Genomic DNA, 20429 nt, shown 5'->3' with positions numbered 1-20429 from the left:
CAGGGAGAGGAGGGCGCGCATATGGGGAAAATATCGGTATTGGACGAGCAGCTTGCCAATCAGATCGCAGCCGGCGAGGTCGTCGAGCGTCCTTCGTCGGTCGTCAAGGAGCTTGTCGAGAATGCGGTGGATGCCGGCGGCTCAACGATTGACATCACGATCGAGGAGGGCGGACTTACGCTCATTCGCGTCGTCGATAACGGATCGGGTATCGAGGATGACGATATGAAGCTGGCCTTCTTCCGCCATGCCACCAGTAAACTGAAATCGAGCAAAGATTTGTTCCGTATCGCAAGTCTCGGATTCCGCGGCGAAGCGCTGCCCAGTATCGCGGCGGTTGCCAAGGTAGAATGCATCTCATCGACGGAAACGTCGGGGCTTGGCAAACGTCTCGCAATCGAAGGCGGGACGATTACGGCATATGAGGAGGCAAATACCCCGCAAGGGACGGATATTACGGTGCGTGATCTGTTCTATAACACGCCGGCCAGACTGAAATATATGAAATCCATCCAGACCGAAATCGGCCATATAGCCGATTATGTCAACCGGCTGGCGCTTGCACACCCGGGGATAGCTTTTACGCTGAAGCATAACGGCAGTCTGCTGCTGCGGACGCTCGGGAGCGGAGAAAGACTGCAGACCTTCGCCGCAGTCTACGGTTCGAGTGCCGCCAAAGCCATGCTCCCGGTGGAAGGCGAGCATCCGGACTATGATTTGCGCGGCTACGTCTCGAAGCCGGAGCTGACAAGAGCCAATCGGAACGGAATCACGGTCATCGTCAATGGAAGGTACATTCGCAGCTTTATCGTGAATCAGGCTATCCTGCAAGCGTTCCATACGCTTCTTCCGATCAACCGGTTCCCGCTTGCGGTATTGGAGCTCGGCATGCATCCTTCCCTGTTGGATGTGAATGTCCATCCTTCCAAGATGGAGGTGCGCTTCAGCAAGGAGCCTGAGCTTCGCCAGTTCATCGAAGAGAGTATTGGCAAAGTCCTCGGTCGCCAGCGGCATATACCCGGCCCGGCTGCTCCAGCCGAACGCTCCAAGCCATTATATGTCCAGGATCAGATTTCATTTCACCGGCCGGAACCGGCTGATCTGACCGATTCAACGCAATCGTCATTACCGGCTGACCGCAGCCCGTTCCAGCGAGCCCAAAGTGAGGTCAGAGGCTGGACTAACGGAGGAATCTCAGGCGGCAGCAATCAGCAGTCTTGGCAAACCAACCGCCCAGCCATACCGAAGGACGCAGCGGAGAGACTTTACGCCCCTCCGTCCAATAGTGCCGCTGATCCTCAGATGCTTAGAGAAACGGCAGCTGGCGCCGCATTCACTGCAGACTGGCCGAGAGTTGAACGACAGTGGAATGACCTTTCACATGATAAGGCAGAAACGGATAACCCGCGAGTGACCGGAGCAGAGAATCCAGATTCAACAGCGGATTCCAAGCTTGAGGCGCCGATTCCGACATCCGATCCGGCTGAAGATATCGTTTCTTCCGATTTGGCCAGCAGCCATAATTCGCAGACGGAGAATCGCGCATCCGCATCCGCGTTCCCGGAGCTGTATTGGATAGGCCAGCTTCATGGTACCTATATTGTCGCTCAGAACGAAGAGGGTCTGTTCCTGATCGATCAGCATGCGGCCCATGAGCGTATCAATTATGAATACTTTCTAGAGAAATTCGGGCGACCCGTACAGGCGAGCCAGCAGCTGCTTGTTCCGCTCACGCTTGAATTCACCGCAACAGAAGCTTCCGCTCTCCGCAGCAGGCTTTCACTGCTGCAGGATGCAGGCGTTGAATTGGAGCCGTTCGGTGCGAATACGTTCCTCGTACGGGCTTATCCGGAATGGCTGCCAAGCGGTGACGAGCAGGCCGTTATCGAAGAAATGACCGAGTGGCTTCTTAGCGAGAAGGGCGCGGTAGATATTGGCAAGGTACGCGAGAAATCGGCGATCATGTGCGCATGCAAAGCATCGATCAAAGCGAACGACAGAATGACGCGCGAGGAAGGGGAAGGCCTTTTTCGAAGACTGGCAGCCTGCAAGCAGCCCTATACCTGTCCGCACGGAAGACCGATTGTCGTCACCATGACAACCTATCAGCTGGAGAAAATGTTTAAGCGGGTGATGTCATGATCGTTACGACAGCTCAGAAGCCCACTGATTCTCTCGCAATACATGCAAAGCAGCTTTCCGAGGAATTGGGCGGACGGCTTGTGGAGCGGAGACAGGAATCTCTAATCGGACTAAAGAAGCGTTATAAGGATAATTGTCTGTTGGTTGTCGATGGACAAGGACTGCGCTATTATAACGATTCGGAAGATCCGCTCTATTTTCACCCGAGCATGGCCTATGTTCGCGTCAAGAGGCTTCGCAGAGGCGAGCGCGACCCGCTAATCGACTTGACGGGCTGCGCGCCGGGAGACCGGATCGTCGACTGTACGGCCGGCCTCGGATCCGATTCGATCGTATTCTCTTATGCGGCAGGCGAGACAGGCCATGTCATTGCTCTTGAGAGCGAGCGCATCCTCTGCGCGGTAGTGAGAGAAGGATTGAAAACCTATGTGACCGATCACGAAGACGTGAACGAAGCGCTGCGGCGGATCGAAATGAAATGCGCGCATCACCGTCAGTGGCTGCAGCAGCAGCCGGATAATAGCGTCGACATCGTCTATTTCGACCCGATGTTCCGCCAGCCGATGCACGACTCGGCCTCCTTGCAGCCGCTGCGGAGCCTGGCCAACAAGGAGGCGCTCGATGCAGAGTCGGTATCGCATGCCGTCCGCATCGCGCGCAAATCCGTCGTGCTTAAGGAGCACCGGGACAGCGGCGAATTCGAACGCCTGGGCTTCGAGCGCAGGCATGTCAACAAAATAGCCTATGGAGTGATTACGTTAACATGAGCAACGAAACTGCGCCGCACACCAAGCCGAAGCTGCTCGTGCTTATCGGACCTACGGCCGTCGGCAAAACAAGGACTAGTCTGGATATCGCCAAAGCGTGGAATGCCGAGATTATTTCTGGTGATTCGATGCAAGTATACCGGGGTATGGATATCGGGACGGCCAAGATCAAGCCGGAAGAACGCGAAGGTATACCGCATCATCTTATTGATATATTGGAACCCGTGGAACCCTTCTCCGTCGCGGACTTTCAAGAGCGCTGTACGGCGCTGATCGCCGACATCACCAAGAGAGGTAAATTGCCGTTCATTGTAGGCGGAACGGGTCTGTATGTCGAATCGGTAGCGTACGGCTACGGGTTCGCTGACGTCGGCTCCGATGAAGCCTACCGGGAGGAAATGCAGCAGTTCGCTGACCGGTACGGCGCAGGGGCGCTGCACGACAAACTGAGAGCGATCGATCCCGACTCCGCCTGCCGGCTGCATATGAACGACCAGCGCCGGATTATCCGCGCATTAGAAATTTATCATTTGACCGGCGTAACGTTATCGGAGCAGCTGGAGGGACAGAAAAAAACATCGCCTTACGAACTTTGTATCGTTGGCCTGATGACGGACCGCAAGCTTCTGTATGAGCGGATCAACAGGCGCGTCGACGCCATGATCGAAGCCGGACTCGTCGCTGAAGTCCAGGGTCTGCTTGACCGGGGGGTTTCACCTGGTGCCATAGCCATGCAAGGTCTGGGGTACAAGGAGATTATTGCGTATCTGCAGGGGCTCTATACGCTGGAAGCCGCGGTAGAGCTGCTTAAACGAGATACACGGCGCTATGCCAAACGTCAGCTTTCATGGTTCCGCCACATGAAGGATATCGCATGGATTGACGTATCCGAAAATTTAGATGAGAATTTAAAGGTAATTCATGCTATAATAGCAGGAAAGTTTGGAGTCGATCTTGAATATACTTCTAACCAATCTTTTTTCGATGGGGGTAACGGCCAATGAACAAATCGATCAACATTCAGGATACGTTTCTGAACCAATTACGCAAAGACAGCGTCCCGGTTACCGTTTACTTAACGAACGGTTTTCAGATCCGCGGCGTCATTAAAGCATTCGACAATTTTACGATCGTGATCGACAGTGAAGGACGTCAGCAAATGGTGTACAAGCATGCCATTTCGACCTTTACCCCTCAGCGTAACGTCTCGCTTATGCAGCAGGAACCGAACAACCAATCGTAACGCGCAGAACCGCCGTTTGAAACTTTTTCGCTTCGTGTTACGTTTAATTGGATAGCGGCACGACAGAGCAACCCGCCCCCGTGCAGGGTTGTTCTTTACGTTTGGGACATATATGTTTCAAAAGCGCCGTTGCCATTTACTCTTATAGGGTATAAATAGAGACGAGAGAATAACTCGTCAACACGCAGGAGGGGAGTCGGCTATGGCTGATGGACCGCGTACCACCAAGAAGAAACCCGCAGGAAAAGGCAAGAAGAAAAAATGGAATGGGAAGAAAATGCTGGTCTGGCTGTTCTTTACCGCAGCCTTTGCCGTCGTGTGCGGCATCATCGGATATTTGCTCATTATTTTGAACGGAGAACGGATTTTAACGGAAAACCAAGATAAATTCGTCATGGAACAGGCGTCGACGATCTATGATGCGGAAGGCAAGGAAGTGACCAAGCTTGCCCGCATCAATCGTGAGCTTGTAGAGTTTAACGAGATTCCGGTGCTGATGAGGGACGCCTTCATCGCGACGGAGGACCGCCGCTTCGAAGAGCATGCCGGAATCGACCTGTGGTCGATCGGGCGGGCGCTTGTCAAGGATATTGTCGCCCGCAGCGCCGTAGAAGGCGGGAGTACGATCACGCAGCAGCTGGCCAAAAATTTATTCTTGTCGCATGATAAGACGTTCTTCCGCAAAGCGACGGAAGCGTCAATCGCGGTCGCGCTGGAGAATAAGTTTACGAAGGACGAGATTCTCACGATGTACTTGAACCGGATTTATTTCGGTAAAGGCGCCTACGGCGTTAAAGCCGCGGCGGAATATTATTTTGCCAAGCCGCTAGACAAGCTGGAGCTGTGGGAAATCGCGACGCTGGCTGGAACGCCGAAGTCTCCGAATAAATATAATCCGATCAGCAATCCGGAAAAATCGAGGGAGCGGATGAACGTCGTCCTGGTCTTGATGAGGGATCAAGGCTATATTACCCAGGAGCAGGTCGATCAGGCGAAAGCCGCAGCGGAGAAGTATGAACCGCCGGTTCGCAAGCAGCCGACAGGGGATGAACAGAAGTATTTGGCGTTCATCGATTTCGTCGTAGAAGAGGCGGAAGAGCGGACAGGTCTGACTGAAGAACAGCTTCGGCTTGGAGGCTACGACATCCACACGACGCTGAACAGGCAAGCTCAGACCGTCATGGAGAAGGAATTCGACAACGCCGATAATTTCGAGAAAAGCGTCGACGAACAGAAGGTGCAGGGCGCGATGGTTATCGTGGATCACCGGAACGGGAATATTCAAGGCCTGGTCGGCGGTCGGGATTACGTAATCAAAGGGCTTAACCGCGTCAATGTGCCGCGTCAGCCGGGTTCAAGCTTCAAGCCGATCGCAGCTTACGGTCCCGCGCTCGATACGGGCGACTGGTTCCCTTGGTCGAACGTGCTGGATGAGAAGCGCTGTTACGGCGACTATTGCCCGAGCGATTCGAACCGTAACAAGTATATCGGTTCGATCAGCATGAGCCGGTCGATCAAGGAATCGCGCAATGCTTCCACCGTCTGGTTGCTGAACGAAATCGGCATTAAGAAAGGGCTGGATTTTGCCGAAAGGCTCGGATTCGATCTGGATGAGAAGAATGACCGCAACCTTTCGATCGCGCTGGGCGGCTTGACGCACGGCGTTACGCCGCTGCAGATGGCGAAAGCGTACAGTGCTTTTGCCAACAATGGCGTCGAGGTTGATCCGCATTCCCTGCTCAAGATCGTCGGGAAGAATGAGGAAGTCATATATGAGTACAAGACGCCTGAACCGAAGAAGCTCATGGAGCCGAAAACAGCCGGTTATATGACCGAGATGCTGCAAGAAGTGCTTCAGAAGGGCGGGACTGGTACAGGAGCACGGATCGACCGCCCTGTCGCAGGCAAGACGGGCACGACTCAGCACGGCATTCCAAACTATAAGTCCAGTTATAACCGGGACGCTTGGTTTGCAGGCTATACGCCGGAATGGACGGGCGTCGTCTGGATGGGCTATGATAAGACTGACAAGCAGCACTTGCTGAAGAAGAGCAGCTCCCAGTCCGCCAAGCTATTCGCGAAAGTGATGGAGCCTGCTATGAAAGGAATGCCGGTGAAGGGTTTTAATACGCAGACGGATACCGAAGAACGGCAAAAGGTCAATAAAGTTACCGGTCTCAATGCTGCATACAATCCGGAGACGAAGATGGTGAATCTGTCCTGGAACCCCGTAGAAGGGGAGTCCATCACCTACAGAGTTTACCGGAAAGAAGCGTCCGAGTCGGAAGCAACCAGGCTGATGGATGCGCTGGAGGCAACGGGCACGGATGATATGAGCGTCCAGCCGGGCATGACCTATCAGTATTACATTACTGCCTTTGACTTCAGCAAGGATGTGGAGAGCGCTCCGTCCGACCGGTTATCGGTTGAAATTCCTGCCGAGGAACTGAATCCGGATACACCGGAAGTACCAGAAGTACCAGAAGTACCAGGTGACGGAACGAATCCGCCTGATATTGAGGTACCGCCGGTCGATGGCGGCGAGCCAGGCACACCTGGCAACGGCAGCGGCAACGTTAACGGCGGAGGCAATACGAATAATGGCGGTATCGTTCCTCCTGAGGGCGGCAATGGCGGAACCGGTGGCGGAGGCAATAACGGGAATGGCCAGACCACTGGGCCAATCGATAACGGGAACGGAACGAACTCCGTAGATCCTCCGGGGAGTAATTCGGGAACCGGAGGCAACATGGAAGTTCAGAGTGTCCCGAATGCAGAGAATTTGCCTAAGTCTGCGGAGAACGATGCAATACCCGCTGAGGGCGGAATGGTTAATTAACGACTACATGGAGGTTACCTATGCGTCTCAAGAAATGGTCCCTAATCCTAGTGGCTGCTGCGGCATTGGTCGTACTAGCTGGCTGCGGAACCAAACCGGCAACGGATTCAGCCGGTGGCAGCACGCCTTCGAATACGACCGCCGGGAGCGGAGCGGCGGACGGGCAGAAATCCTGGTCCAAGATGCCGGAGATGGCGATCGATAAGACCAAGTCCTATCTGGCTCACTTCAAAACAAGCAAAGGTGACTTTACGGCCGAGCTATATGCCAAGGATGCGCCGCTTACGGTCAACAGCTTCGTCTTCCTGGCTAAAGAAAAGTTCTATGAGGGCATAAAGTTCCACCGCGTGATTGAAACGTTCATGGTTCAAACCGGCGACCCGAAGGGCAACGGAACCGGCGGACCGGGGTACACCGTACCGGATGAGCTGAACAATGGTCATATCTATGAAGAGGGAACCCTCGCAATGGCCAACGCCGGTCCCGATACGAACGGCAGCCAATTCTTCGTTGTCACCGGTCCAGATTTTCAGCATTTGAATGCTAAGCCGGATTACACGGTCTTCGGTAAAGTGACCGAAGGGATGGATGTAGTCTGGCAGATTGCGAAAGTGCCGGTGAATGCATCTGACATGCCCAAAGAAGACATTACGATTAATTCGATCACAATTGAAGAAAAATAATATCAATACCTTGACAAGGAGAGCGGCTAACGCTCTCCTTTGTTAATTGACGATCTGCCTATACGGTAACGGGACAAAGGGAGTGCTTGGTTTATTTTATGGGTCTGCTGGAGATGGACGGTAAGTTGTGGTAAGCTTTTTTTATATGCGATAGACGCCAAACACATATCGATACGGTGATTGGGATCCTAAGCGGAAAGGTCGTTCCGTATGAAAAGAAAATTTTCAGACCGAGCCAACTGGCGGCGTATCCTCCGGAGAAGCTACACGTGTCTAACGATGGATGGCGACGAGTTCAGAGGACTTGTGACATTGTATCGTATTCACGAATTACGCGAACCGCTTTGGAAAGAATACAACGGACGCAGGCTGTGCCTGGCAGACCGCGGATATCTTTGGATGCAGCATTTCCCCCGGGGAGAGCACTTTGTCGTGACGACGATGTTCGACGATAAGAATCGCGTCGTTCAATGGTATATCGATATTTGCAAGACGCAGGGGCTGACCGATCAGCAGGTGCCATGGTTTGACGATCTGTACTTGGACGTCGTCGTTCTGCCAAGCGGCGAAGTGTTTCTGCTCGATGAGGATGAACTGGAGGATGCCGTACGCCAAGGCGCCATAAGCAATAAAGACGCAGCGCTTGCGAGGAAGACGGCAGGACGTCTGCTATCGGCCATTAAGAGCGGACGATTCCGTTATTTCACGCTAAGCTTGAAACACCGGAAGACGCTTGTTACCCAGAACGGTGAGGTTAGTGAATCATGAAACCAGTTGTCAAACCAAGAAGCAAGCCGCGCAAGCGCAAACGATTCCGGGCGGCTGCGCGACTGCTTCGCATCTGTGCATGGCTTGCCGCCCTCGGTGTTTTCTGGTGCGGGTACCTGCTGTGGACGATCAATAGCTATTCTCCGCCGAATCCGCTGCCCAAGGCAGACGCCGCTATCGTGCTTGGAGCCGCCCTCTGGGATAACGAGCCGAGCCCCGGGCTGCAGGAGCGGCTGGATCATGCTTTGAAGCTGTACAAGCAGGGGACAGTCTCCAATCTTATCCTGACGGGCGGACTTGACCATAACGGGTCGACGCTTACGGAGGCGGAAGGCATGCGCGATTACTTGCTTGCGAAGGGCGTTCCGGCCGACAGGATGGTGCTGGAGAACGATGCAAGGAGCACCTACGAGAATTTACTATTCAGCAAGCCGATCGCGCAGCGCAACGGGTGGGAGAGTCTCATCATCGTGACACATGATTATCATGCGCCGAGATCGGCGGACATCGCTGAATTTATCGGTTATAAGGATACGGTTACCTCGGGCTTCAAATCGAAGGTGCTGTCTTCGGCCTATAATGAGTCCCGTGAGGTGCTCGCCTTTACGAAGTGGAAGCTCGATGCTTTTCTCATGCTGATCGGGATCCGCTCGCCGAACAGTTTCTAGAAAGGTTGTTTAACGGCCTTTGGAAACTGTTAATATGCCTCGTATCGCTAGAATACAATGGATAAAGCGGCTGATGATGGTAGAGGCTTGCGCGTGAATCGCGCTTGCTGCGCAGCCGATAATGCGGATATGAGGGCAGGTGAACGAGCGGATGAACGAGCGTATAGTATCTGCCGGAAAGTCAGGCGGTGCGAGGCCGTCACGCCAAATTAATGTCGTGCTGCGCAACCAGGAGCCCATCGCATCCGGCGGCAGCGCCCAGGCGCAATTGCAGCCACAGCTGGTCGAGAGCGAACCGGCCGCAGCCGTCAAGCCGGCGGCGCCAGGCGACCCGTTCGCGGAGATCAGCCGGGAGCTGGATCCCATGATCGGGCTGGAGAACATAAAACTTTTGATCTATGAAATATACGCATTGCTGCAAATTAGCAAAATGAGGACAGACGCCGGTCTGTCAGGCGGATCACATGTGTACCATATGATTTTCAAAGGGAATCCCGGAACCGGAAAAACGACGATCGCGCGCATCGTTGCCAAGCTGTTCAATAAGATGGGCGTGCTCTCCAAGGGCCACCTCATTGAAGTGGAGCGGGCCGATCTGGTCGGCGAATATATCGGTCATACCGCACAAAAAACGCGGGATCTGGTCCGCAAAGCGCTCGGCGGCGTTCTATTCGTGGATGAAGCGTACAGCCTGGCACGGGGCGGCGAGAAAGACTTCGGCAAGGAAGCGATCGATACTCTTGTCAAAGCTATGGAGGACCATCGGAATCAATTTGTTCTCATCCTCGCCGGTTATCCGCTTGAGATCGAGCATTTTCTCATGACCAATCCGGGTTTGCCTTCACGGTTTCCGATCCAGATCGAGTTTCCCGACTATACGATTGACCAGTTGGTGCAGATCGCGGAGCTGATGGCGAAGGAAAGGGACTATTGCTTGTTGCCGCAGGCGCTATTCAAATTAAGGCAGCATCTGATGGCGGAGAAGACGGCTTCGCTGTACTCCTTCAGCAATGCACGGTATGTCCGGAATACGATTGAGAAGGCGTTTCGCCATCAAGCCGTTCGGCTGCTTACCCAGTATCCGAGCGGTTCTCCGGGCAAGCTGGAATTGATGGGCATACGGCCGGAAGATTTGAAGTGGGAATCTAAATCATCGAATTAAGGAGGTTTATCCAACCTAGATGAGACAATCTACGTACGAAACCGATACCGGTCTGCGGGACAAAGCCGTACTCGTCAGCTTAATTACATCCTCCATTAAACGCGAATCAACCGATCCGGAGCATTCCCTCCAGGAGCTTGTCAGTCTGGCGGAGACGGCCGGCGTGGAAGTGCTGACGACGATTACTCAGAATAAGGAAACGCCAGATAGCAAGTGGTTCATCGGAAAAGGCAAGGTAGAAGAGCTGCGAGCGGTCGCAGACGAGTTGGGCGCAACGACGGCGATATTTGACCAGGAGCTGTCCGGGGCGCAGGTGCGTAACTTAGAGCAGACGCTCGATTTGAAGATCATTGACCGGACCCAGCTCATTCTCGATATCTTTGCTCAGCGCGCCAAGACTCGCGAAGGCATTATTCAAGTGGAGCTTGCCCAGCTGAGCTACCTGCTGCCGCGCCTGTCCGGGCACGGCAAAAATTTATCCCGTTTGGGCGGCGGAATCGGTACGCGCGGTCCGGGCGAATCGAAGCTGGAAACCGACCGCAGACACATCCGGGGCCGGATATCGGATCTGAAAGCGCAGCTCGATGAAGTCGTGCGTCATCGTATTCTTTACCGTGAGCGCAGAAGGAAGACCGGCGTTCTGCAGGTAGCGCTGGTCGGTTATACGAATGCGGGCAAATCCACGATTCTTCGCGAGATGACCAAAGCAGACGTCTATGTCGAGAATCAATTGTTCGCGACGCTTGACCCGACATCCCGGACGCTGGAGCTGCCGAGCGGCAAAGAAGTTGTTCTCACCGACACGGTAGGTTTCATCCAAAATTTGCCGCATGATCTGATTGCAGCCTTCCGTGCAACATTAGAAGAAGTGAACGAAGCCGATCTTGTCCTGCATGTTGTCGATAGCTCTTCTCCGATGCGCGACGAACAAATCGCCGTCGTGGAAGAAATACTCAGCGAGCTTGGCGCCTCGGGCAAACAACAGATCACCTTATATAACAAAATTGATCAATGTACGGGCGACTGCGCCGCCCTGCTTCCGGCCGCAGGGAAGGATACGCTGCTGATGAGCGCGTATAATGCGGATGATCTGGAGCGGCTTCGTCAAACGATTCAAGATAAATTAACAGGGGATACGCGCACGTATCATTTGCCCGCAGAGCGCGGCGATCTGATCGCGCTTGCCTACCGTATGGGGGAAGTGGTCGACCAGGAAGTGGACGGGGAATCCCTCCGCGTTACGGTCGAATTAAACAAGCAGGACTATGAAGTGCATGGCTACAAGCTGGAAGCGTATGTCGAACAGCCAGGCGGTTTCCGGTCAGCAGAGGAGAGAATATAAGCAGTGAAAGGGCAAGATCAGCAGTTGCATCAGACAGAATGGGACATCCTTCACAATTGGGCACAAGAGACCGAACAGCAGGTGCATGATATTTTTCGCAAATTGGACGGTATATCGGAACGCAATCAATGGAAGGTTATCCGCGCCTTCCAGAAGCACCGTGTCAGTGATTATCACTTTAATGGTTCGACAGGTTACGGGTATAATGACAGAGGGCGGGAGATACTGGATTTGGTGTATGCCGATGTATTCGGCGCCGAAGCTGCGCTCGTCCGTCCTCACTTCGTATCAGGTACCCATACAATCAGCTGTGCGCTATTCGGATTACTGAGACCGGGAGACGAGCTGCTCTATATTACCGGCCGCCCGTATGATACGCTTCATAAAGTGATCGGTAAGCCTGGTGATGGGAAGGGCTCGCTGCAGGATTTTGGCATCGGATATAGAGAGGTTGAACTCCAGAAGGACGGAAGCGTCGATTGGGAAGAGGTTGCCTCACAGATCAATGAACGGACGAAGGTTATTGGCATTCAGCGTTCCCGCGGCTACGACTGGCGTTCATCGTTTACGGTTTCAGAAATTGCCGATATGGTTAAACGAGTCAAGGGGCTGAAACCGGACGTCCTTGTCTTTGTCGATAATTGTTACGGCGAGTTTACGGAAGAGCTGGAGCCGACAGAGGTTGGCGTCGATTTAATGGCCGGCTCGCTCATCAAGAATCCGGGAGGCGGAATCGCGCCTACCGGGGGCTATGTAGCAGGAACTCACAAGGCGGTCGAGCTGACCGCTTTCCGTTTGACCGCTCCAGGGATTGGAGGAGAAGTTGGAGCGACGTTGGATACATTGCGTGCGATGTATCAAGGGCTCTTTCTTGCGCCTCATATGGTAGGACAAGCCCTTAAAGGGAGCGTGTTCGCAGCGGCGATGTTCGAGAAGCTGGGCTTCGACAGCAATCCCCGCTGGGACGCTCCGCGAACGGACCTTATTCAGGCTGTGAAGTTTACGGATCCCGAGCAGCTCATTGCATTCGTTCAAGGTGTACAACGAGCAGCCGCCGTAGACGCTCATGTAGTGCCGGAACCATGGGACATGCCCGGCTATGAGCATCCTGTCATCATGGCAGCCGGAACTTTCATGCAGGGCGGCAGCCTCGAACTGTCGGCCGATGCTCCCATTAGAGAACCTTACATTGCTTACATGCAGGGCGGATTAACCTACGCGCATGTGAAATTCGGTGTTCTGAACGCTTTATCCGCTTTAGCGGAGAGAAAGTTGATTGTAATTAAACCTTACATAACTTGACATGTTTAATGTTGAGCGGTACAATAGGTTCATATTACAGACACTGGAAGGTTGATGGGGACATGGGTGACGAAATACGCAGAAATATGGCGCTTTTTCCGATCGGCATCGTCATGAAGCTAACAGATTTGTCCGCACGGCAAATTCGTTATTATGAACAGCATGAATTGATCGTTCCGGCGCGCACCTCCGGCAATCAGCGATTATTTTCCTTTAATGATGTCGAGCGCTTGCTGGAGATCAAATCGTTAATTGAGAAGGGCGTTAATATCGCCGGCATTAAGCAAGTTATGAATCCGGTAACGAGGGAATCGGAAGAAGCGACCGTCGTCAGCGAGCTGTCGGAGGTAAAGCGGCGCGAGATGTCCGAGACCCAACTGCATCGCATGCTGAAGCAGCAGCTTCTCGAGAAGAGACCTGGCAAGGCTTCGATGATTCAAGGCCAATTGTCCCATTTTTATACAAAGAAATAATTTATTCATAGCATAGGAGATGAAACCATGAGCTACACTGCAGAGGATATTAAACGTATTGCCAAGGAACAGAACGTCCGCTTCATTCGTCTACAATTTACCGATTTGCTGGGTACGATCAAGAACGTGGAGATTCCGATCAGCCAGCTGGAGAAGGCTCTTGATAACAAGATGATGTTCGACGGATCTTCCATCGAAGGTTATGTGCGTATCGAAGAGTCGGACATGTACCTGTATCCGGATCTCGATACATGGGTCGTATTCCCATGGGTAACGGAAGACCGCGTTGCGCGGTTGATCTGCGACGTCTACATGCCGGATGGAACGCCATTCGCCGGTGACCCGCGCGGCATTCTGAAGCGTGTGCTGAAGGAAGCCGAGGAGCTTGGCTTTACGGCAATGAATGTCGGTCCGGAGCCGGAGTTCTTCCTGTTCAAGACCGACGCGAAAGGCGATCCGACGATGGAACTGAACGACCAAGGCGGCTATTTCGACTTGGCTCCTACCGACCTGGGCGAGAACTGCCGTCGCGAGATCGTTCTGACATTGGAAGAAATGGGCTTCGAAATCGAAGCATCCCATCACGAAGTAGCTCCAGGCCAACATGAGATTGACTTCAAATATGCGGACGCGGTGAAAGCGGCTGACCAGATTCAAACCTTCAAGCTGGTCGTCAAGACCGTTGCACGCCAACATGGCCTCCATGCGACATTTATGCCGAAGCCGCTGTTCGGTGTGAACGGATCGGGTATGCACTGCCACCAATCGCTGTTCCAAGGGAAGAAGAACGCGTTCTATGACGAGACTGACAAGCTTGGCTTGAGCCAGACAGCTTACCAGTATATGGCCGGCATTCTTAAGCATGCCCGCGCATTCGCAGCGATTACGAATCCGACCGTAAACTCTTACAAGCGTCTGGTTCCAGGCTATGAAGCCCCATGTTATGTTGCATGGTCGGCAAGCAACCGAAGCCCGATGATCCGTATTCCGGCATCCCGCGGTCTGAGCACGCGTGTAGAAGTTCGTAACCCGGATCCGGCAGCTAATCCATACCTGGCGCTAGCTGTCATGCTGAAAGCGGGTCTTGACGGTATTCAGAATAAGCTGACCGTTCCGGCTCCGACAGATCGCAACATCTATGTCATGACGGATGAAGAGCGTGTGGATGAAGGGATTCCAAGCCTGCCGCTCGACCTGAAGGAAAGCCTTGAAGAGATGCTCCGCAGCGAAGTGATCTGCGACGCCCTTGGCGATCATGCACTTGCCCACTTCTATGAGCTCAAGGAAATCGAGTGGGATATGTATCGTACGCAAGTCCATCAATGGGAACGCGATCAATATCTGACGCTGTATTAATTTAGAATAAGATCGATTTAACAAGGTTTTGGGGATAGCTAAATGGGGGCAACGTTCATGATTTGAACGATAGGATCGGGCTGCCCCCGAGCTGCACCCAAGACCTTTTTTTTGTAATCGGATTGTCGGATTAACGGTAAAAGTGAATGACTCTATAGAGGTGCGATTTCTTGAAAGCTGCGAGATTCGAGGAAAAATAAATAGCAGCTGCATGCTGGTAACAGGAGCGATTTGGAGCTTGATACTGAAGGATAGGTATGTCTTATCCTCGGATATCGAGGGGGATTCTATTTGATCGTACAGGAGGAGATTATTCTAATGCTAGCTAAGATAAGCAAGGCTGATGAGCTCGTTATAGCTCGATTCGAAAGACATCTGAAGCATACCGTCGAGGACGTATGGGCAATGTTGACTGAAAACGATAAGCTTGCCCAGTGGTTTTCCGAGCTGCGGATTGATGACCTTCGCGAAGGCGGTACGATCAAGTTCGACATGCAGGATGGCACGTATGACGAAATGGAAATCATCGAGTTCCGAAACAACTCTGTGCTCGAGTACACATGGGATGCAGACCGTGTTCGTTTCGAACTCGAGGCGGAGCCGGAGGGCTGCCGGTTGGTCTTTATCGAGAAGATTACGAAGATAACGGATCATACCCCCAGAGATATAGCAGGGTGGGATGTTTGTCTGGATGTCATCGAAGCTATTCTTGACGGCAGAATCATAGAATCTAGAAAAGACATATGGAAAGTGAAATACGAGGAGTATGTGAAAGTGTTCGAACAACTGAAGCATGACGATGTAAATTAAACAAATCGCCGCGAAATCAGAATGTGCTTGTTATCGCTTCAGACGCCGGTATTCACACAAATTTATCCTTCTGCTCTTCACGGTGTATGAATTGCTGCTGGCCAATAATAGATGATTGAACGAATTACCGCAAGAACATCATGGCGTGCTCGCGTAATGTTCTTGCGATCCGCTCCGTGCGGTTGATAAAGAAGGGGCTGTCCACCAATCGCTTATGCAGCGGTTGATAGACAGCCCCTTCTTATTATGCGGTACTAGTGAATGTCCCGGAAAAGTCCGATGACTTTGCCGAGAATAGTCACATTGCGCAAGCGAATCGGTTCCATGGTCGCGTTCTCCGGCTGGAGCCGAATGTGATCCTTCTCCTTGTAGAACGTCTTCACCGTAGCTTCGTCGTCTTCTGTCATCGCAACGACGATATCGCCATTGCTTGCGGTTTGCTGCTGGCGGACAATAACATAGTCGCCGTCATGAATACCGGCTTCAATCATACTCTCGCCCATAATATTCAGGATGAAGACGGTATCGTCTCCCACACGGTCCGCCGGCAGCGGAAAGTAGTCTTCGATGTTCTCGGTAGCTGTAATTGGAATACCAGCTGTGACTTTACCGACGACAGGCACTTTGGCGATGGCAAGCGGGAACGGCAGATCGGTCATGTCCTGATCCAAAATTTCGATGGCCCTCGGCTTCGTCGGATCCCGACGGATCAATCCTTTCTTCTCCAATCTGTCCAAGTGGCCGTGGACGGTAGAGCTTGAAGCAAGGCCGACCGATTCGCCAATCTCACGGACGGAAGGCGGATAGCCCTTCTCCCGAACCTCGGTCTTAATGAATTCAAGTATCGCCTGCTGGCGGTTGGAAAGTTTCGACACCGGAATCACTCCATAAGTTCATTTGTGTCAAATTATAACACAGAACCGGAGTTCGTACAAACATAAGTTCGAGAAACAGAGGTTCGCATTCGCATGCGAACAAACGTTCCAAAAACAGTTGACGCCAAACGAATGTTCGTGTTATTCTAATTTCAACAAGAACAGAACAAACGTTTGGGGGTAATGAGATATGATGACAGCAATCTCTACTTACAATTACAATAAAGACAAAGTGAATAACGGCAATCGTTCGAAGCGTCAAGCCAATGACCGGCGCGTGGAGAGAATGATGCTGCGATTAGCAATAGTAGGCGTATTTTTCATCGTGTTATTCTTCGGCTTCATGCTCATGAAAGGATTTGCCGGCGGAGGAGAGCCTGCAGCGCCAATGGCAGGGGAGAAGGTCATTGTTGTAGGGGCCGGGGACACACTGTGGAAGATCGCCGGAACCGTCCGTGAGGAAGGAGACGACCTGCGGCGAATTGTTTATAATTTGAAGGAACGCAATCAACTGAGCAGCAGCATGCTCAAGGTAGGTCAAACTTTAATCGTACCGGCGGACTAAGAAGTCCGCCGTTTTTTTGCGGTTTTCTTGACATTAGACCGTTAAAAGGTCAAAGTAAAGAGTGGAATATACGTGCATTGGAAACATAGGAAGGAGTCTTTTTTTGGAAAAGATAATCGCAAGAATCAATGAACTCGCAAGAAAGCATAAGACGATCGGATTGACGGAAGAAGAGACGCTGGAACGTGCCGAGCTTCGACGTCAATATTTGGACAACTTCAAGCGGAATTTCCGCGTCCAGCTGGATAGCATTACATTGGTAGATGGGGATGACAGTATAAAGCACTGACCGAACCTTCGGATATACAAACGCAAAGAAGGGGGATTCACATGCAATACCGTCTGTTAGGCCGGAGCGGATTAGCTGTATCCGAGCTTTGTCTCGGCACGATGACCTTCGGCAATACAACCAGTGAAGAAGAATCTATCGAAATGATCAACCGTTTCATGGAGCAAGGCGGGAATTTCCTCGATACGGCAGATGTCTACGTATCCGGCCGGTCCGAAGAAATCGTAGGCAAGGCGATCAAGGATCGCCGCTCAGAGATTGTTCTCGCTACGAAGGTTCGCATGACCACAGCCGATCATCCGAATGGCGCGGGTATTTCGAGAAAGCATATTATGGACGGGCTTGACGCCAGTTTGAAGAGGCTGCAAACCGACTATATCGATTTGTATCAAGTCCATGTGTGGGATCATGCCACTCCTATTGAGGAAACGCTTCGGACGCTTGACGATCTGGTTACATCCGGTAAAGTGCGTTATATCGGGTGCTCGAATTTCTTCGCCTGGCAGCTCATGAAATCGCTCGGGTGCAGCGATATGAACCGTTACGTTCGATTCATATCCATTCAGCCGCAGTACAGTCTCGTCAGCCGCGAGATGGATCGCGAGATGATGTCGTTGTGTGCCGAGGAGAATGTCGGCATTATCCCATGGGCGCCGTTAGGAGGAGGTTTCCTAACCGGACGCTATACGCGGGAAGAGCCGACGGAAGGCAGGCTTACCGCCAAGGCGGGAGAGAGCTCGTGGGCATTAAGAAGCACAGAGCGGAACTTCGCGATTCTCGATGCCGTAACGGCTGTCTCGAAGCGGCTGGACAAATCGCCGGCACAGGTAGCCTTGAGGTGGCTGCTGCAGCGGCAAGGCATTACGTCGCCGATTTTTGGTGCCCGAACACTCGAGCAATTCGAAGATAATATGGGTGCAGTCGGATGGACGATGCCGCAAGAGGCTTGGGATGAGCTGGATGAAGCCAGCGCATTGCCTTCCGAGTATCCGAACCGTTTCATTGCCAAGTTTGCAAGGCCTTATTGATGTCTGGCAACGGTAATGAACGTGAGCGTAAGATAGGCTACATATGATTAGGAGGAACACGATTTGTCATCGCGATCTTGGGAACGTAAAGTCCGTAAGAATCAAACTCAGCTTAACAAGCAGCGCAAGAAGCAGGGACAGGCGCCATTGAATACCAGCGCATCATCCGCCCCAAAGATGGATGTCTTCAAAGGCAGAAGCATCGTATTGCCGGTTTTCCTGATCCTGTTTATATCGTTCTTCATCACGATGTCGACCTACTCCGGCGCGTATAAGCAGTCGGGCTGGCTGTATTGGGTTACGATTGCCTGCTACATTTTAATGGCCGTCATGTTTATTCTAAGGCGCCCATACTTGGCGGTAGGCAAGGACTTCGTCAAATCCCGCCGTTTCGGAGGCGACAAGACATTGTACGCGGGCTCGATCAAAGCGATCGGTCTGCAATCGGGAAGTATCGTTATCGAACAGGTCAAGGGAACCAATTGGGTATTCACCCGGCTAATCAACCGCTATCCGACAGACGAGATGGCGGAGCGGCTGCGTGCGTTCGCGGCAGCGAACAACATTACGATCAACGAGAAATAATTGACGACTGGAGTGGACGAAAGAACTATGGCAAAGAAAGCGGTCTTGTTCGACTTGGATGATACGTTGCTATGGGATGACCGCAGCGTGAAGGAAGCGTTCAAAGCTACATGCGATGCGGCAGCGGCTAAGACAGGGGTTGATGCGGCTGCGCTGGAAGAAGAGGTTCGCCGCGAAGCGCGCGAATTGTACGAAACCTACGAAACCTTCCCGTTTACGAAGATGATCGGCATCAACCCGTTCGAGGGCTTGTGGGGCAACTTCACAGGGGGCGAGCAGGCGGAATTCCGCAAGATGCAGCAGCTTGTACCAGGTTACCGCCGGGATGCATGGACCAGTGGGCTGCGGGCGTTAGGGGTTGACGATGAACAGCTCGGGGCCGAGCTGGCCGAGCAATTCCCTGCTGAACGGCGCAAGCGCCCGATTGTATACGATGAAACCTTCCAGGTACTGGATAAGCTGAAGGGTCAGTATAAGCTTCTTCTGCTGACCAATGGTTCGCCCGACCTGCAGAAGGAGAAGCTGGACGGGGTGCCGGAGCTTGTTCCTTATTTCGATCATATTATAATCTCCGGCGAGTTCGGGCAAGGAAAGCCCGCCGCTCCTATATTCAAGCATGCGCTCGAAAGACTCGGGATCGAACCCGAGGACGGAATTATGGTCGGCGATAAGCTGACGACAGATATATTGGGCGCCAACACGATCGGTATGACCTCGGTCTGGATCAACCGGCACGGCGTGAAGCGTTCGGATGAAATCATTCCGACTTTCGAGATTGCCCATCTGGAAGAATTGCTTCCCTTGCTTGTGTAGAATTCGATAAGCAGACATGCAATTAACCCGCTGCCGACTCGCATAAATGCGAATCAGTAGCGGGTTTTGTGTACTAAACAATGAATATTAACGATATTATGCGTTGGATTTCTGGAAGGAAGGGTCGTCGAACGGCTGCGCGATCCAGCCTTCCTTCTCGATGAAGAGGCGAACGGCTACGATCTGGCGGTTATCCATCAACGTAAAGAAGTGTGGTTTGTTCTCCGGCACGGAGATGACATCGCCTGCCGTCAGCTCAACATCGAAATAGCCGACATCGTCCGTGCCTTTAATAATAAAGATGCCGCGGCCTGCCGTGATGGCACGGACCTCATCCTCGGTATGCGTGTGCACTTGCTCGAATTTGACGAGCAGCTCATTCAGGTTGGGAGTGTCATCGGACAATGCGATGATATCCCAGGTCAAATATCCGCGGCGCTCGGCCAGGTCACGGATTTCGGAATCGAACGTCGTAAGAATTTGCTGTTTATCTTCATCGCTCAAGACGAACTTATCCTGGAGCGAAACCGGAAGCTTAGCGGGATTCCAATGCTCGTATAATACCTCTTGTTTCTCTAGAAAGGAGCGTACGTTCTCCTCGCCTTGAATCCGTTCATTCGTATTGCGGATACGGACTTCAGCCATCCCCAAATCCCTCATTTCCAAGTAATCTTATTTCCAATAAGGATAATTATAATATAATTCAAAAAGACTGTCGA

General features: G+C 52.5%; 21 protein-coding genes. 19 read left to right on the top strand and 2 right to left on the bottom strand.

Annotated elements, in window-relative coordinates; all coding sequences use genetic code 11:
* Window positions 1-21 precede the first annotated feature (21 nt).
* The 14 genes from mutL (at window position 22) to L1F29_RS19780 (ending at window position 15555) form a co-directional block, all read left to right on the top strand.
* Window positions 22-2142 (top strand): DNA mismatch repair endonuclease MutL, encoded by a 2121-nt coding sequence (mutL, locus tag L1F29_RS19845; protein ID WP_258383791.1) that lies wholly within the window; start codon window positions 22-24, stop codon window positions 2140-2142.
* A complete protein-coding gene (locus tag L1F29_RS19840) occupies window positions 2139-2909 on the top strand; it encodes a class I SAM-dependent methyltransferase (RefSeq protein WP_258383790.1) in 771 nt (256 codons plus the stop codon). The genes mutL and L1F29_RS19840 overlap by 4 nt, the downstream gene beginning before the upstream one ends.
* Complete coding sequence (gene miaA / locus L1F29_RS19835; protein WP_258383789.1) at window positions 2906-3913, top strand: tRNA (adenosine(37)-N6)-dimethylallyltransferase MiaA; 1008 nt, start codon at window positions 2906-2908, stop codon at window positions 3911-3913. The genes L1F29_RS19840 and miaA overlap by 4 nt, the downstream gene beginning before the upstream one ends.
* The gene (hfq, locus tag L1F29_RS19830; protein ID WP_258383788.1) at window positions 3910-4152 is read left to right on the top strand and encodes an RNA chaperone Hfq; all 243 of its coding nucleotides are present in this window, start codon (window positions 3910-3912) and stop codon (window positions 4150-4152) included. The genes miaA and hfq overlap by 4 nt, the downstream gene beginning before the upstream one ends.
* 202 nt (window positions 4153-4354) lie before the next feature.
* Entirely contained in the window at window positions 4355-6991 is a 2637-nt protein-coding gene (locus L1F29_RS19825; protein ID WP_258383787.1) for a transglycosylase domain-containing protein, read from the top strand.
* A 20-nt stretch (window positions 6992-7011) separates the two neighbouring features.
* Window positions 7012-7674: a peptidylprolyl isomerase gene (locus L1F29_RS19820; RefSeq protein WP_258383786.1), complete on the top strand. Its 663-nt coding sequence runs from the start codon at window positions 7012-7014 to the stop codon at window positions 7672-7674.
* A 210-nt stretch (window positions 7675-7884) separates the two neighbouring features.
* Window positions 7885-8442 (top strand): ribonuclease FAU-1 family protein, encoded by a 558-nt coding sequence (locus L1F29_RS19815; RefSeq protein ID WP_258383785.1) that lies wholly within the window; start codon window positions 7885-7887, stop codon window positions 8440-8442.
* On the top strand, window positions 8439-9110 hold the full coding sequence (locus L1F29_RS19810) for a YdcF family protein (protein ID WP_258383784.1): 672 nt from the start codon (window positions 8439-8441) through the stop codon (window positions 9108-9110). Before L1F29_RS19815 ends, L1F29_RS19810 begins: the two co-directional genes overlap by 4 nt.
* A 151-nt stretch (window positions 9111-9261) precedes the next feature.
* The gene (locus L1F29_RS19805; RefSeq protein WP_258383783.1) at window positions 9262-10272 is read left to right on the top strand and encodes an AAA family ATPase; all 1011 of its coding nucleotides are present in this window, start codon (window positions 9262-9264) and stop codon (window positions 10270-10272) included.
* A 19-nt stretch (window positions 10273-10291) separates the two neighbouring features.
* Window positions 10292-11614 carry a GTPase HflX gene (gene hflX / locus L1F29_RS19800; RefSeq protein ID WP_258383782.1) on the top strand — a complete coding sequence of 441 codons (1323 nt, stop codon included), beginning with the start codon at window positions 10292-10294 and terminating at the stop codon, window positions 11612-11614.
* An 81-nt stretch (window positions 11615-11695) separates the two neighbouring features.
* The gene (locus L1F29_RS19795) at window positions 11696-12916 is read left to right on the top strand and encodes a methionine gamma-lyase family protein (protein WP_373876557.1); all 1221 of its coding nucleotides are present in this window, start codon (window positions 11696-11698) and stop codon (window positions 12914-12916) included.
* Window positions 12917-12978: 62 nt separating this feature from the next.
* Window positions 12979-13389 carry a MerR family transcriptional regulator gene (locus tag L1F29_RS19790; protein WP_258383781.1) on the top strand — a complete coding sequence of 137 codons (411 nt, stop codon included), beginning with the start codon at window positions 12979-12981 and terminating at the stop codon, window positions 13387-13389.
* Between the two features lie 27 nt (window positions 13390-13416).
* Window positions 13417-14745, top strand: a complete 1329-nt coding sequence (gene glnA / locus L1F29_RS19785) for a type I glutamate--ammonia ligase (protein WP_258383780.1) — start codon at window positions 13417-13419, stop codon at window positions 14743-14745.
* A gap of 318 nt (window positions 14746-15063) precedes the next feature.
* Window positions 15064-15555: an SRPBCC family protein gene (locus L1F29_RS19780; RefSeq protein ID WP_258383779.1), complete on the top strand. Its 492-nt coding sequence runs from the start codon at window positions 15064-15066 to the stop codon at window positions 15553-15555.
* A gap of 254 nt (window positions 15556-15809) precedes the next feature.
* Here L1F29_RS19780 and lexA read toward each other — a convergent pair whose 3' ends face one another.
* A complete protein-coding gene (gene lexA, locus L1F29_RS19775; RefSeq protein ID WP_258383778.1) occupies window positions 15810-16430 on the bottom strand; it encodes a transcriptional repressor LexA in 621 nt (206 codons plus the stop codon).
* Window positions 16431-16620: 190 nt separating this feature from the next.
* Between lexA and L1F29_RS19770 the strand changes: the two genes are divergently transcribed.
* From L1F29_RS19770 to L1F29_RS19750, 5 genes are all read left to right on the top strand, one after another.
* Window positions 16621-16995, top strand: coding sequence for a LysM peptidoglycan-binding domain-containing protein (locus L1F29_RS19770; protein ID WP_258383777.1), 375 nt, complete (start codon window positions 16621-16623; stop codon window positions 16993-16995).
* 103 nt (window positions 16996-17098) lie between these two features.
* Complete coding sequence (locus L1F29_RS19765; RefSeq protein ID WP_258383776.1) at window positions 17099-17284, top strand: DUF896 domain-containing protein; 186 nt, start codon at window positions 17099-17101, stop codon at window positions 17282-17284.
* Between the two features lie 41 nt (window positions 17285-17325).
* Window positions 17326-18312, top strand: a complete 987-nt coding sequence (locus L1F29_RS19760) for an aldo/keto reductase (RefSeq protein WP_258383775.1) — start codon at window positions 17326-17328, stop codon at window positions 18310-18312.
* A 63-nt stretch (window positions 18313-18375) separates the two neighbouring features.
* Window positions 18376-18897, top strand: a complete 522-nt coding sequence (locus tag L1F29_RS19755) for a hypothetical protein (protein WP_258383774.1) — start codon at window positions 18376-18378, stop codon at window positions 18895-18897.
* A 27-nt stretch (window positions 18898-18924) separates the two neighbouring features.
* Window positions 18925-19710, top strand: coding sequence for an HAD family hydrolase (locus L1F29_RS19750; RefSeq protein ID WP_258383773.1), 786 nt, complete (start codon window positions 18925-18927; stop codon window positions 19708-19710).
* A 96-nt stretch (window positions 19711-19806) separates the two neighbouring features.
* Here L1F29_RS19750 and mtnD read toward each other — a convergent pair whose 3' ends face one another.
* Window positions 19807-20355: an acireductone dioxygenase gene (gene mtnD, locus L1F29_RS19745; protein WP_258383772.1), complete on the bottom strand. Its 549-nt coding sequence runs from the start codon at window positions 20353-20355 to the stop codon at window positions 19807-19809.
* Window positions 20356-20429 lie beyond the last annotated feature (74 nt).

The organism is Paenibacillus spongiae (assembly GCF_024734895.1).
Classification (GTDB): domain Bacteria; phylum Bacillota; class Bacilli; order Paenibacillales; family Paenibacillaceae; genus Paenibacillus_Z; species Paenibacillus_Z spongiae.
The sequence above is the reverse complement of the archived record's forward strand: the minus strand, read 5'-3'. Positions and strand labels throughout refer to the sequence as shown.